The sequence below is a fragment of the Tenacibaculum discolor genome (genome assembly GCF_003664185.1).
GTDB lineage: Bacteria > Bacteroidota > Bacteroidia > Flavobacteriales > Flavobacteriaceae > Polaribacter > Polaribacter discolor.
Genome location: NZ_RCCS01000005.1, coordinates 410,837 through 424,636, shown reverse-complemented (window position 1 = coordinate 424,636; position 13,800 = coordinate 410,837). Strand labels below are relative to the sequence as shown.

Here is a 13,800-nt window from a genome sequence, read left to right as displayed (position 1 = left end):
TACAAAATAAAAAAGCATCGTACTAAGTACGATGCTTTTTTATTTATGTTATATTTTAACTTAGCTTACTTATTTAAGTTTTCCGCTGCGCGACGTTCTAACTCTGCTTGAAATTCTTCCATAACAGGTTTTACAGTACTTTCAGGTATATCAGCTACCTTTATGTACATTAACCCGTCAATAGCATTATTAAACTTAGGATCTACGTTAAACGCAACTAAACGTGCATTTTGTTTCACATACTTTTTAATCAATACTGGAATACGTAATTCCCCTGGCTCAAGCTCATCAATAATCTTATCAAACTTTTGCATATCTGCCTCTGTAGCATCAAATACAAAATCCTTATCTGCATCCTTTAGTTTTACCTTAAACTCTTTCTTAGGATGAATATATTGTGCCACATACGGATCGTAATAATGAGATTTCATAAACTCAATCATCAATGATTTTGAGAATTCAGAAAACTGATTACTTATACTTACCCCTCCCATTAAATATTTATGTTCAGGATAACGTAATGTAACATGCACAATTCCTTTCCACAACAAGAAAAGTGGCATTGGTTTTTGTTGATATTCTTTAATAATAAAAGCACGTCCCATTTCGATGGTTTTTTCCATCATTGGGTACAACTCTGGCTCAATTCTAAACAATGTTTGAATATAAAAACCATTTATTCCGTGTTTCTTAAAAATATCTTTTCCTAATCCCATTCTATAGGCTCCTACCAACCTGTTTTGTTGGTCATCCCATAAAAACAAGTGGTGATAATATTTATCAAACTTATCTAAATCAATAGGTTTATTGGTTCCTTCTCCTACTTCTCTAAATGTAATTTCACGTAACCTTCCTATTTCATGTAAAATATTTGGTATTTCTTTTGCGCTAGCAAAAAACACTTCATAATTTTTACTTTGTAATAGCCTACTTCCTTTTTCTCGTAAAGCATCCACCTCTTTTACAAATAGATCTGGCGACTTTTGAGAAATAATTTTTTTAGCTTTCTTTGGAATTTTTAAATTGTGTGTTGACAAAATCTTTGGAGATGCTTTCTCATACGGATTTGCCAACATGTAAGTTTTTCTACGTAAAAATTGATAAAAATCAGGTATTTCAGTAAATGAATCTTGATCTTTTACTGATATTGGCTTACCAATTCTTACCTTAATAACTCTGTTTTTTTGAGATAGTAACTCTGACGGTAGCTTTGCTGTTCTTAGTGTATCGCTAATTTTAGATAATGTGTAAAACAGCTGACTGTTTTTAGCATGAAAATAAATAGGAATTACAGGTACTTTTGCTTTTTTTATTAAGCGTACTGCCCCTTGCTCCCATTCTTTATCTACCATTAACTTTCCATCACGATATGTAGATACTTCCCCTGCAGGAAAAAGCCCTAATGGTTTTCCTTCTTTTAAATGCAATAAAGCATTTTTTATTCCTGCAACACTCGATTTAGCATCCTTATGATTCTCAAAAGGATTTACTGGCATTACATAGGGCTTTAAAGGCTCTATTCTATGCAGTAAAAAATTTGCTATAATCTTGTAATCAGTTCTATGCTCTAATAAGAGTTTTAACAATAAAATACCATCTATCCCTCCAAGCGGATGGTTAGAAATAGTTATAAATGGCCCTTCTTTAGGAATACGTTTTAAATCTTCTTCTGGAATTTCAAACTCAATCTGAAACTCATCCAACAAGCCATTTAAAAAAGGTAAATCTTTTTTGTGTTTGTGCTTGTTATAAATTTCATTGGCGGTAGAAATTCGCAAAACTTTCATCAGCAACCAACCTGAAAACGTTCCGAAAACGCCGAACTTATCGGCCCCTATTGCTTTTGCAACTTCTTTAGGTGTTACTAATCCCATACATAGTTATCAATTGACATAACTGCAAATATAATCGATTTTTTGCAAGCTTTACATGTTTTCTTGAATCACTAACTGCGCAGTTTCAGTATTTATTTGACGAATGATTGATTTTCCCCGTTTTCTTATCGTTTTTATAGCTTCATCATTAAAGTGACGAATTGTATATAATGTAGCTCCTTTGTATGCTCTTATTTTATAAGCTCCTTTTAAGTCGTTATAAAAATCTTCAAAATTATTGTACTTATCTTCTATACAAACAGAAAAACTAATCGCTGAATTCTGAATTAAGTTTACTTTTAAATTATAGTCGTGTAGCTTCTTAAAAACATCGCTAATATTATCTTCTACCATAAAAGAGAAATCTTTTGCTGAAATTGCTACTAAAATTTGATTTTTCTTTACGATAAAACAAGGAACTTCTGGTGTTATTTTTTTCCCTCTTCCAACACACGTTCCAGATTTTGTAACATCTTCAAAAGAACGCACATACAGCGGAATGTTTTTTTGTTCTAAAGGCTGAATTGTTTTTGGGTGAATTACCGATGCTCCATAAAAAGCCATTTCAATAGCTTCTGTATACGAAATTTCTTGTAACAAAGCTGTTTCTGAGAACACTCTAGGGTCAGCATTTAATACTCCTTGAACATCTTTCCAAATAGTAACACTATCAGCATCCAAACAATAAGCAAAAATACCTGCGGTATAATCGGAACCTTCTCTTCCTAATGTAGTTGTTTCTATTCCAAATCCCCCTAAAAACCCTTGTGTAATATTTAGTGTAGATACATCAACTTTTTCTTTGATTTGTTGCTCAGTTTGCTCCCAATTTATTTTAGCATCTCGATAAGTACCGTCGGTTTTTATATACTCTCTTACGTCTAACCATTGATTTTCTACTCCTATTTCAGATAAATAAGCACTTACAATAGTGGTAGATAGTAACTCTCCAAAACCAACCATTTGATCGTACACATAGTTGTAATCTTTGGATGTATTTCGAGCCATGAAACCGCTCAATTCACCAAACAAATGATTTACCTTGTTATATATCTCGTCATTTGGACTGAATAAATCTCCTAACATTTTTTGATGGAAGTCTTCTACAAAGCTCAAAGAATCTTTAAGACTTTCCTTTTTGTAGAAATAATCATTAACCACTTGCTCAAAAGCATTGGTCATTTTTCCCATGGCAGAAATTACAACTAGTGTATTTTCTGTTCCTTCATGTTGCAATACTTTCGCAACATTTTTCACTCCATTCGCATCTTTTACTGATGCTCCTCCAAACTTAAATATTCTCATTACAAAATTGTTCTAAGCTTTGTTCATTCATATGGCATACTCTCCACTCATCATACACAGCAGCTCCTGTATTTTTGTAAAAATCAACAGCTCCTGTATTCCAATCTAACACTTCCCAAGCAACTCTTTTACAGTTATTTTTATATGCATAATTCATTACAGCACTATATAGTGCCTTTCCTGCTCCAATACCTCTTTTAGATTGCGTTACCATGAGATCTTCTAAATGAATTGCTTTTCCTTTCCATGTAGAATAACGTTCATAAAACAACGCCATTCCTATAATCTTATTATCTTCTTCAGCTACAAAGGTTTTAAACTTCGGTTTATCAGAAAACCCATCTTTAACAATGTCTTTAACCGTAATTTTAACCGCATCTGGCTCCTTTTCAAAAACAGCTAATTCAATAATTAAATCTAATATAGCTTGAGCATCTTTTTGCTCTCCTGGTCTGATAATAAAACTCATTTCTTAATTTTTTTTGTAAAGATACTTCTCTTAAAACTTTCTGATAAAACAAATGAAAAATTAAAACACATCATATTTTTTTGTTGAAAATTTTAAATTACTAAATAAAAGTTGGCATCTTTGTACGCACAACACAAAAATTTGACATGAGTAACAAGCATATGACGCTGGGTGAGTTTATCATCAGCAAACAAAAAGACTTTAAATATTCTTCTGGTGAATTATCTCGTTTAATAAATTCTATCCGATTAGCTGCTAAAGTAGTAAACCACGAAATTAGAAAAGCTGGATTAGTTGATATTACCGGAGCTGCTGGTGATATTAATGTACAAGGTGAAGCACAGCAAAAATTAGATGTTTTAGCCAACGACTTATTTAAGCAAACATTGATTAATCGTGAGATTGTTTGTGGTATTGCTAGTGAAGAAGAAGACGATTTTGTAATTGTTGAAGGTCAAAACAAAGCCAACGAAAATAAATATGTGTTGTTAATGGATCCTTTAGACGGATCATCTAACATTGATGTAAATGTTTCTGTAGGAACTATTTTTTCTATTTACAGAAGAATTTCTCCTGTTGGAACTCCTGTAACTAAAGAAGATTTTTTACAAAAAGGTAGCGAACAAGTAGCCGCTGGTTATGTAGCTTATGGTACCTCAACCATGTTAGTTTTTACTACTGGTAATGGAGTGAATGGATTTACCTTAAATCCTGCCATTGGTACTTTTTATTTATCACACCCAAATATGAGTTATCCTGAGATTGGTAGAATTTACTCAGTAAGTGAAGGGTATTTTACGCATTTCCAGGAAGGAATGAAACGTTTCTTAATTCACTGTAAAGAGTTAAACGAAGCAGATAACCGTCCGTACACGGCTCGTTATATTGGATCGTTAGTTTCAGATTTCCATAGAAATATGATAAAGGGTGGTGTTTATATTTATCCTGCAACTGCTATAACACCTAAAGGAAAACTACGCTTGTTATACGAATGTAATCCTATGGCTTTTATTTGTGAGCAAGCAGGTGGTAAAGCTTCTGATGGTTTTACTCGTATTTTAGATATTAAACCTACCGAGTTACACCAACGCGTACCTTTTTATTGTGGTAGTATACAAATGGTTGAAAAAGCGGAAGAATTTATGACTGAATTTTCTGCTGATGATAAACCAAACTATTAATCGTGGTAAAATGGCTTGTAATATTAATCTGTTTAATATTAGCAATAGGTTCTTTTTTTAAAGATAAAAACCTAGCTATTAACATACATGACACGTATTTTGTTATGAGTTATTGGCATTTAGCTATTATTATTTCAAAAATAATAGGAGTTATTACCTTACTACTATTCATCAAGTCAAAAATTAAATAATAGTTATTATTTATACTCAAATAAATTATCCATAAGGCAAACAGTTGTTTGCCTTATTTTTTTGGGTTAAATTTACATTCGGAAAAACGAAAAAATTAATCTATTAAAAAACAAATAATTATGGCTTTTAACTTACCAGAATTAGGATACGCTTACGACGCTTTAGAACCACATATAGATGCTAGAACTATGGAAATTCACCATACTAAGCACCACAACGGATATACTACTAAATTAAATGCTGCTATTGAGGGTACTGATTTAGAAGGAAAATCTATCGAAGATATTTTAACAAATTTAGACATGAACAATGCTGCTGTTCGTAATAACGGTGGTGGTTTTTACAATCACTCTTTATTCTGGACAGTAATGAACCCAGAAGATAGAGGATATTTATCTGGAGAATTAAAAGATGCTATCGAAGCTGAATTTGGTTCAAAAGAAGCTTTTATCGATGCTTTCTCTAAAGCAGCTGCTACACAGTTTGGTTCAGGATGGGCTTGGTTATGTGTACACAAAGGAGGTAAAGTAGAAGTTTGCTCTACTCCTAACCAAGACAACCCATTAATGCCAGGTGTTACTTGTGGCGGAACTCCTATTTTAGGATTAGACGTTTGGGAACACGCTTATTACTTAAACTACCAAAACCGTCGTCCTGATTATATTGAAGCTTTCTTCAAAGTAATCAACTGGAACGAGGTAGAAAGAAGATATGCTGCTGCTAAATAATTAATAGCTTTAGCAATAAATACAAAAGACCTGCAAAAATGCAGGTCTTTTTTTATACCGTTTTTTGTAATCGGAAACTTTTTGTTCTTTCTTCAAAACTTGTTTGTTCTATCGGTAATAATGCATTTTCAAATAACTCTAGTAAATCCTCAGTATGTTTAGCTGAAGATAATTTTAATAAATCAAAATACACAAAAGAACTCCAAAGTATGGCTTTTAAGGCTGTCTTATCTTCATTCCACATACGTATTTCAACTAACAAATTTCTATCGCTATAATTAATTAATTGCGATTCTATCGTTACAGTTTCCATTAAAGTTGCTGGTTTTAAATAGGCTATTTGATGTGAGCCTACCACCCAACTTTTTCCTCTTTCTTTTCCGTGTTGGTAGATATTTAAATTATAATTGGCTATCAATTGATCTTCTCTGGCGTTGATTAAATAATTAAAATAAGAAGCATTATTTAAATGATTGAAAGGATCGCAATCTTGAAATCTAATTTTTGTTTTACTTTCTAAAATTTTTGGTATTTCCATGGTATTATATTTAAAATATACCGAACGGTATATTTTTGATTAAAAAAATAGTTATTTCTGTAATTCTTGTTTTATAATTTGTTGCAATACTGTAGATACATCTTTTAAGTAACTATCATCTTTCATTATATGTGTCATATAAACTGCTCCTTCAATCATGTAAAAAAAACGTTTTGCATACAACATACTATCTATTGATTTTTTTATTTCATTGGTGTCTTTTGCTTTTTCAATTAGCTGAGAAAACCGCTCTAAAATTCTGTGATTGTACGATTGAACCAATTGAGTAATTACCTTATTTTGATTGTTAGCATCTACACCGATATTTAAAATAGGACATCCACCAAATTGTTTATTGTACTCATAATAATCTTCATAAAAAACTGCTATGTTTTTCAGCATCTCTAAAGGTGTTTCTCCTTTGTTTACAGTCTTATTTAAGTCCTTTAGTACCTTTCTTACTGAAAACTTAAACGATTCTATAGCTAGCTCTTCTTTGTTTTCAAAATGACCATAAATAGCCCCTTTGGTCAAACCAGTTGCTTCTGTTATTTTTGATAAACTCATCGCAGAAAAACCGCTTCTATTAAAAATAGGAGCTACTGTTTCAATTATAAAAGCCTTTGTTCTTTCTGATTTAGACATTTTTCAAAAATATTAGGGATACAAATATACACAAAATATACCGTTCAGTATATTTTGTGTATTATAGAATAAAAATCCGAAGCTTACATACTTCGGATTTTTTGTTTTTATTTTTAACAGCCTTTCTACTTTGAAAGCGCTTGTTCTAAATCAGCCAATAAATCGTCTATATCTTCTACTCCAACACTCAAGCGAATTAAAGAATCGGTAATTCCTATTTTTAAACGATCAGCTTCAGGAATAGAAGCATGTGTCATTGTTACCGGATGGCTTACCAAGCTTTCTACTCCTCCTAGCGATTCAGCCAACGTAAATAGTTGAGTATTTTCTAAGAAAGTTAAAGCAGCTTGTTTACTTTCATCTTTCAATCTAAAAGAAACCATACCTCCAAAATCATCCATTTGTTTTTTGGCTATTTCATGATTTGGATGACTCTCCAATCCCGGATAAAATACCTCTCTTACTTTTGGATGTTCTGATAAATATTTAGCTACTGCTTTTCCATTTTCACAATGACGCTGCATACGTAAATGCAAGGTTTTTACTCCACGAAGTGCTAAAAACGAATCCATAGGTCCTGCAATAGCACCTGCAGCAAACTGAATAAAGTGTAATTGTTCTGCTAACTCAGTATTTTTAGTCATTAAAGCTCCCATCACCAAATCAGAATGCCCTCCTAAATACTTAGTTGCTGAATGCATTACGATATCTACACCCAAATCTAACGGACGCTGTAAATACGGTGTTGCAAAAGTGTTATCTACCGCTACTACAATAGCCGGTTTTTTATTTTTCACTGCTTTGGTTATTTCCTCTATATCCGCAATTTTCATTAACGGATTTGTAGGTGTTTCTATCCAAATTAGTTTTGTTTTTTCTGAAATTGTATTAACTACATTGGCAACTTCATTCATGTCAACATACTGAAACTTCAATCCATATTTTTCAAACATGTTTGTAAACATTCTATATGTCCCCCCATAAATATCATCGCCTGCAATAACCTCATCACCTGGATTTAATGTGCGAAGCACACAATCAATAGCCGATAAGCCAGAAGAAAAAGCAAATCCGTGTGTTCCATTTTCAAGAGATGCAAATGCATTTTCTAAAGCGGTACGTGTAGGATTCGCTGAACGTGAATAAGCATATCCTTTATTCACTCCTGGGCTTGACTGTACATAGGTTGACGTTTGAAAAATCGGAGGCATTACTGCTCCTGTAGCTTCTTCATGTTGCTGACCTCCATGTATGGTTTTTGTGTTGAATTTCATCTGTTAACATTTATTGTTGCCATACTTTAAAGCAACATTATATTATTAGAGAACTAAACTAATTTACTCAGGTTCATGATAATTCCTAAGTGCATTCCTTCATGTAAATTATTAAAAGCTACAGCACTTTCAAAAGAATCTATCACAAAACCCGTGCTTGTTTCATATTCTTCATATTCTTTAAAAATACCTGCTTCAAAGTCTTCTTCTAAGGTTTCTGGTAAACCAATTAATAGTTCTTTTACCTCTTCAAATTCTTCTTCGGTAAAATCTTTCGTTGGAAAAGTTCCTTTTCTATAACCTTCAATTAACTCATCTGGCGCTAAACAATTTAATCCTGATAACTTGTAATGTAATAATTGTTGTGTAACTACTAAATGTGCTACATTCCATGCAATGTTATTGTTAAATCCTTCAGGGATTATGTGCAATTGTTCTAATGATAACCCTTCTATTCTTTTTAAAACTAAGTCTCTTGATCTTTTTAAAACTTCAAACTGTTTGTTCATTTTTCTACTTATTTTAGCTACATCAAAGATACCTATTTAGCCATGAAAACCTATAATGAGTATTTGTTATTTAATGGTTAAAACTAATCTATAGCTAATACGATAAAAACTTATATAATGAAGAAAGTTTATTTTTTACAAACCTGTGATACTTGCCGACGAATTTTAAAAGAAGTAAATCTTGACGGATTTGAAAAACAAGAAATAAAGGCAAATCCGGTTACTGTTGCTCAATTAGAAGAAATGCGCAAATTGACAGATAGCTACGAAAGCTTATTTAACAAACGCGCAAAACTATATCGTGAAATGGATTTGAAAAATCAGAATTTAACGGAAGCTGATTATAAACAATATATTTTAGATGAATACACGTTTTTAAAACGTCCTGTTTTTATTGTTGATAACCAAATTTTTATTGGGAACAGTAAAAAGGTGGTGGAAAGTTTAAAAGCATTACTAAATTAATTGAAAAAAAATAAATAAATCTCTGTTTCTTTCTTTTAGAAAATGAAACCGTTAGTTAAAACCAAACCGAGTACATTTTTTTTATAAAATGAGGGTACTTAGGTTTCCAGATGTAAAAAACATTTAACCCATTGCTTGATAGAATGGGTTAAATGTTTTTTATATGAATTTAAGAATCTCAATAAATACCCCTTGTTTTTATAGGGGTAATTAAATTAATTATTGAGGTGTCACACAATCATCTAAAGGAGCACTAGCAATGTGTGTACAGCCTCCACTATAGTTTCTGCAATAACCTGAAGGACACCCATCGTCACCTCCATTTATAGATTTTTGGTCTGATTTGTTTAAGGTTAAGCCTAAACTTGAAATTTTTCTTAACATAATTTTGAGTTTTTAATTTTTTAAAACTAACAATTCAAAACTAAAATGAACTTAAAAAAACCATAATAAACATAAGGTAAATCCCTAAAATTTTAATCTTTAGTTAAAAGCAACACTACTATTTTTGGTGGAAGCCTCAACCATAGCCGATAGTTCATCCATAGTAAGGTTAGTTTTAATTCCCAATAATACCATTTCGTCAGTTTTATCGTGAACATTTACAATAATTTCTTTGATACGATCTTTTGTCTTTCTAAAATATACTGTAACTCTTTCCTTACCATCCTTTACTCTTACTAAAGTTTTTAAATTATTTCTTCGTGCAAACTTTTTAAAATCTTTTTGTACTGAAGCCATGTTGTTATTGAACACCATGATTTTATAGTTTTTAGATTTCTTCAAGAAAACGCCAAACTCATCAGTATCTTCATCAGAGATGAACATGTTAGCAAAAAAACTAGGAATATTTAAAGATACTTCAGCTCTATCTTTATTAGATTGGTAAAATGTTTTAAAATTTTCTTTTTGTGCAAAAGAGCTTAACACAAAAAAGCAGAAAAAGATGGTTGCAATTCGTTTCATAATAATAGTGTTTTAAATGAAGACGACGCTAATAAGAATTTGTTACAAACAAAAAAGCCTTAACTTATTCAGTTAAGACTTTTTAGTTGGCCCACAAGGACTCGAACCTTGAATATCGGTACCAAAAACCGGTGTGTTACCATTACACCATGGGCCAATGTTTACAGTGCAAATATAAAAACAAACTTTTATATTTAGAAATCATTAAACACTTTTTATAAAAAAAATCCTCACGAAGTTCGTAAGGATTTAGTTGGCCTACAAGGACTCGAACCTTGAATATCGGTACCAAAAACCGGTGTGTTACCATTACACCATAGGCCAATTGCTTATTGCGGGTGCAAATATAAAACAAACTTTTATTTCAGCAAATTTTTTACACTTTTTTTCGTTTACTTCTTTTTTCACCTCTTAAAATTCATTTAACAGAACTTTATACCGGAGGTTATTTTAGAGAAACTGTTAAAATTATATTTTTGTTTTCAACTAAAAAATCATTAGTAATTAATACATTCGTACTTTATATCTAGATAAAAAACTATGACTGAGTTTAACTATAAAAAGTGGAACATCATTTTAGGATGGGTTTCGTTTGCAGTAGCGTTAATTACCTATACCTTAACTCTTGAGCCTACAGTGAGTTCATGGGATTGTGGAGAATACATTGCAACTGCTGTAAATTTAGAAGTTGGACACCCTCCTGGTGCTCCTTTATTTCAAATGTTAGGTGCTTTTTTTGCTATGTTTACTAGTGACCCTAGTCAGTTGGCAAAAATGGTCAACTTTATGTCTGGGTTAGCAAGTGCTTTTACCATTCTTTTCATGTTTTGGACAATTACCAATTTAGCTAGAAAAATGGCCTTTAAAAATGGTAAGTTAGGTAATAATGAAGCTATTGCTGTTTTAGGAAGTGGATTAGTAGGTGCTTTAGCGTATACTTTTTCTGATAGTTTTTGGTTTAGTGCTGTTGAAGGAGAGGTGTATGCCATGTCTTCTTTCTTAATGGCTCTATTATTTTGGTTAGGATTACGTTGGGAAAGTGAATTAAATACTCCTAGAGGAAATAAATGGTTGGTGTTAATCAGTTTTGTAGTTGGACTTTCTTTCGGGGTTCATATACTTTCTTTATTAGTAATTCCATCAATCGTTTTAGTATATTTCTTCAAAACATATAAAGACATCAACATAAAAACAACGGCAATCGCTACCCTAGTTGCAATACTAGTATTAGCTTTTGTGTTTAAGTTTTTATTCCCTTTTACTTTAAAATTCTTTAGTGTTGCTGAATTATTCTTTATCAACCAAGTAGGATTGCCTTATAACTCAGGAACCATCATTGCTGGAATTGTTTTAATAGGCTTGTTCTTTTACGGTTTAAAGTACACTCGTAAAAAGAACTTAGTTACGGCAAATACTTTAGTACTTTCAGTATTATTTATTATGATTGGATTCTCGTCTTGGTTAATGTTACCAATTCGTGCAAATGCTGATACTATTATCAATGAAAATAATCCATCAAGTGCACGTGAATTATTAGCATATTATAACCGTGAACAATACGGTGACTCTAATGTTTTTTATGATAATTACTATTCTGTAGCTTATGATAGAGAACAAGATGCTGATAATCCTTATAAAGACGACAAACCTAAGTACGAAAAAATAGATGGTAAATATGTTATTGTAAACAGATACAAAAACGTACTTCCAAATTATTCAAGTAAACACAAAGGATTTATTCCTCGTATGGTAAATCCTGCTTCTGACCAACAATACAAAAGTATTGCTGGTATTCCTGCTCGTAGTAAAAGACGCCCAACGTTTTTAGAAAACATAAAATTCATGGTTGATTTTCAATTTGGATATATGTACGGACGTTATTTTATGTGGAATTTTGTAGGTCGCCAAAATGATATTCAAGGACATTTGGATGTTGAAAACGGAAATTGGTTAAGTGGTATTAATTTTGTTGACGAAGCCCGCTTAGGCTCACAACAAAACTTACCAGACGATATTAAAAATAATAAAGGACGTAATACTTACTTCTTTTTACCTTTTATTTTAGGTCTTATTGGTTTATTATATCAACTCAATAAGGATAAAAAGAATTTTTATGTATTAACACTGTTCTTTTTATTTACTGGGTTAGCAATTATATTTTACACCAACCCAAAACCTTTTGAACCTCGTGAGCGTGATTATGCGGTAGTGGGTTCTTTTTATGTATTTGCCATTTGGATTGGTTTCGGAGTACTTGCCCTTTATGATTACTTTAAAAAGTACGCTAGTAAAAAGGTAGTTGCTATTGCTGTTTCAGTAGTTTCATTGCTAGCTGTTCCTACTTTAATGGGCTTCCAAAACTGGGACGATCATGATAGATCTGACCGTTATTTAGCACAACTGAATGCACAAACCTATTTAGAAAGTTGCGATCCGAATGCTATTATATTTACTATTGGAGACAACGATACTTTCCCTCTTTGGTATATGCAACAAGTAGAAGGTGTTCGCAGAGATATTAAAATAGTAAACACAAGTCTTTTTCAAACAGATTGGTACATCGACCAAATGAAAAAGAAAACTTATGATGCAGACCCTATTCCGTCACAATTAACACACGATCAGTACAAGTATGGGACCTTGGATATGGCGTATTATTACCCTCTCCCACAGTTAAAAGACTCTTTGCTTAACATAAATGATTTTATGCGTTGGATAGCTAGTAATAATGATGCTACTTATTTAGATGCAGGAGATGGTGCTAAGGAAAAATTCTACCCTACTAACAGAATTCGTATTCCTGTTAACAAAGAAAATGCGTTAAAAACTGGATTAGTAGCACAAAAAGATGCTGATAAAATGGTAGATTATATTGACATTACTGTTGATGATAGAGGTTTATCTAAAGCAAGACTTTTAATGCTAGATATCTTGAACAATTTTGATTGGAAGCGACCTATTTACTTTACTGGTGGTGCCAACGCAGATGAAGAGTACATTTGGTTAAAAGATTACTTACAATTAGATGGAATGGCATACAAATTAGTCCCTATTAAAACATCTAATAAAGGACGTACAATTTTTGATATGGGGCGTATAGATCCTGAAAAAATGTATGATAATGTTAAAAAATGGAATTGGAAAACAATCAATAACGGAGAAATTTACCTAGATGAGCAAAGTAAGCGTAACGCAATTTCATTACGTAATAACTTAATTCGTTTATCAGAAGAATTTTTACAGAAAGGAGATTCTGTAAAAGCAAAAGATGTATTAGATTTATCGTTACACAAAATGCCTATTAAAGATTTTGATCATTACAATTTCTCTTTAGGTTATCCAGAGTTATATTATCGTATTGGTGACATTAATAAAGCTAGGGAAACGGCTGAAACTTTAGCCGATATTTTTCAACAAAAATTAAAATATTACAGTACATTTAATACTCAGGATATTGATTTAATCATCGATAATTTAGAGACTAGTTTATACATGTATCAAAACTTAGTTCAACAAATTACTCGATACGACAAAGATGAAGAGTACAGTAAAAAGTTTTTTGAAGATTATATAACACATGCTCGTTTATTTAGTCACTTAATGCCTGAAGACGAACCTGAGTTACCTCAAGAACTCGATACTATTAAACCTTAA

Annotated in this window: 13 protein-coding genes and 2 tRNA genes; 4 read left to right on the top strand and 11 right to left on the bottom strand. The window is 31.8% G+C overall.

The annotated features are described in order from the left end of the window. Nucleotides 1-65: 65 nt before the first annotated feature. From C8N27_RS05435 to C8N27_RS05425, 3 genes are read right to left on the bottom strand one after another with little or no spacing between them, the layout of a single operon-like run. Nucleotides 66-1,874, bottom strand: a complete 1,809-nt coding sequence (locus tag C8N27_RS05435; protein ID WP_099215069.1) for a GNAT family N-acyltransferase — start codon at nucleotides 1,872-1,874, stop codon at nucleotides 66-68. 51 nt (nucleotides 1,875-1,925) lie between these two features. Then, nucleotides 1,926-3,179 (bottom strand): aspartate kinase, encoded by a 1,254-nt coding sequence (locus tag C8N27_RS05430; protein WP_121146569.1) that lies wholly within the window; start codon nucleotides 3,177-3,179, stop codon nucleotides 1,926-1,928. Continuing rightward, entirely contained in the window at nucleotides 3,166-3,648 is a 483-nt protein-coding gene (locus C8N27_RS05425) for a GNAT family N-acetyltransferase (RefSeq protein ID WP_121146568.1), read from the bottom strand. Before C8N27_RS05425 ends, C8N27_RS05430 begins: the two co-directional genes overlap by 14 nt. Nucleotides 3,649-3,794: 146 nt before the next feature. On the opposite strand from C8N27_RS05425, the gene fbp reads away from it, so the two are divergent. Next, complete coding sequence (gene fbp / locus C8N27_RS05420; protein ID WP_121146567.1) at nucleotides 3,795-4,829, top strand: class 1 fructose-bisphosphatase; 1,035 nt, start codon at nucleotides 3,795-3,797, stop codon at nucleotides 4,827-4,829. A gap of 311 nt (nucleotides 4,830-5,140) precedes the next feature. Then, nucleotides 5,141-5,749, top strand: coding sequence for a superoxide dismutase (locus C8N27_RS05410; protein ID WP_121146566.1), 609 nt, complete (start codon nucleotides 5,141-5,143; stop codon nucleotides 5,747-5,749). Nucleotides 5,750-5,801: 52 nt separating this feature from the next. Here C8N27_RS05410 and C8N27_RS05405 read toward each other — a convergent pair whose 3' ends face one another. The 4 genes from C8N27_RS05405 to C8N27_RS05390 form a co-directional block, all read right to left on the bottom strand. Next, on the bottom strand, nucleotides 5,802-6,287 hold the full coding sequence (locus C8N27_RS05405; RefSeq protein ID WP_121146565.1) for an acyl-CoA thioesterase: 486 nt from the start codon (nucleotides 6,285-6,287) through the stop codon (nucleotides 5,802-5,804). A gap of 51 nt (nucleotides 6,288-6,338) precedes the next feature. Continuing rightward, the gene (locus tag C8N27_RS05400; RefSeq protein WP_121146564.1) at nucleotides 6,339-6,932 is read right to left on the bottom strand and encodes a TetR/AcrR family transcriptional regulator; all 594 of its coding nucleotides are present in this window, start codon (nucleotides 6,930-6,932) and stop codon (nucleotides 6,339-6,341) included. Nucleotides 6,933-7,057: 125 nt separating this feature from the next. Continuing rightward, nucleotides 7,058-8,206 (bottom strand): cystathionine gamma-synthase, encoded by a 1,149-nt coding sequence (locus C8N27_RS05395; RefSeq protein ID WP_121146563.1) that lies wholly within the window; start codon nucleotides 8,204-8,206, stop codon nucleotides 7,058-7,060. Nucleotides 8,207-8,259: 53 nt separating this feature from the next. Then, on the bottom strand, nucleotides 8,260-8,715 hold the full coding sequence (locus C8N27_RS05390; protein ID WP_099215062.1) for a DinB family protein: 456 nt from the start codon (nucleotides 8,713-8,715) through the stop codon (nucleotides 8,260-8,262). Between the two features lie 117 nt (nucleotides 8,716-8,832). On the opposite strand from C8N27_RS05390, the gene C8N27_RS05385 reads away from it, so the two are divergent. Further along, nucleotides 8,833-9,180 (top strand): arsenate reductase family protein, encoded by a 348-nt coding sequence (locus tag C8N27_RS05385; protein WP_099215061.1) that lies wholly within the window; start codon nucleotides 8,833-8,835, stop codon nucleotides 9,178-9,180. A 219-nt stretch (nucleotides 9,181-9,399) separates the two neighbouring features. On the opposite strand, the gene C8N27_RS15875 is transcribed toward C8N27_RS05385, so the two are convergent. The 4 genes from C8N27_RS15875 to C8N27_RS05370 form a co-directional block, all read right to left on the bottom strand. Next, nucleotides 9,400-9,564 carry a hypothetical protein gene (locus tag C8N27_RS15875; protein WP_167444725.1) on the bottom strand — a complete coding sequence of 55 codons (165 nt, stop codon included), beginning with the start codon at nucleotides 9,562-9,564 and terminating at the stop codon, nucleotides 9,400-9,402. 99 nt (nucleotides 9,565-9,663) lie between these two features. Continuing rightward, entirely contained in the window at nucleotides 9,664-10,146 is a 483-nt protein-coding gene (locus tag C8N27_RS05380; protein WP_121146562.1) for a DUF4252 domain-containing protein, read from the bottom strand. A gap of 86 nt (nucleotides 10,147-10,232) precedes the next feature. After that, nucleotides 10,233-10,303, bottom strand: a tRNA-Gln gene (locus C8N27_RS05375). Between the two features lie 96 nt (nucleotides 10,304-10,399). Beyond that, nucleotides 10,400-10,470 (bottom strand) — tRNA-Gln (locus C8N27_RS05370). A gap of 216 nt (nucleotides 10,471-10,686) precedes the next feature. On the opposite strand from C8N27_RS05370, the gene C8N27_RS05365 reads away from it, so the two are divergent. After that, a complete protein-coding gene (locus tag C8N27_RS05365) occupies nucleotides 10,687-13,800 on the top strand; it encodes a DUF2723 domain-containing protein (RefSeq protein WP_121146561.1) in 3,114 nt (1,037 codons plus the stop codon).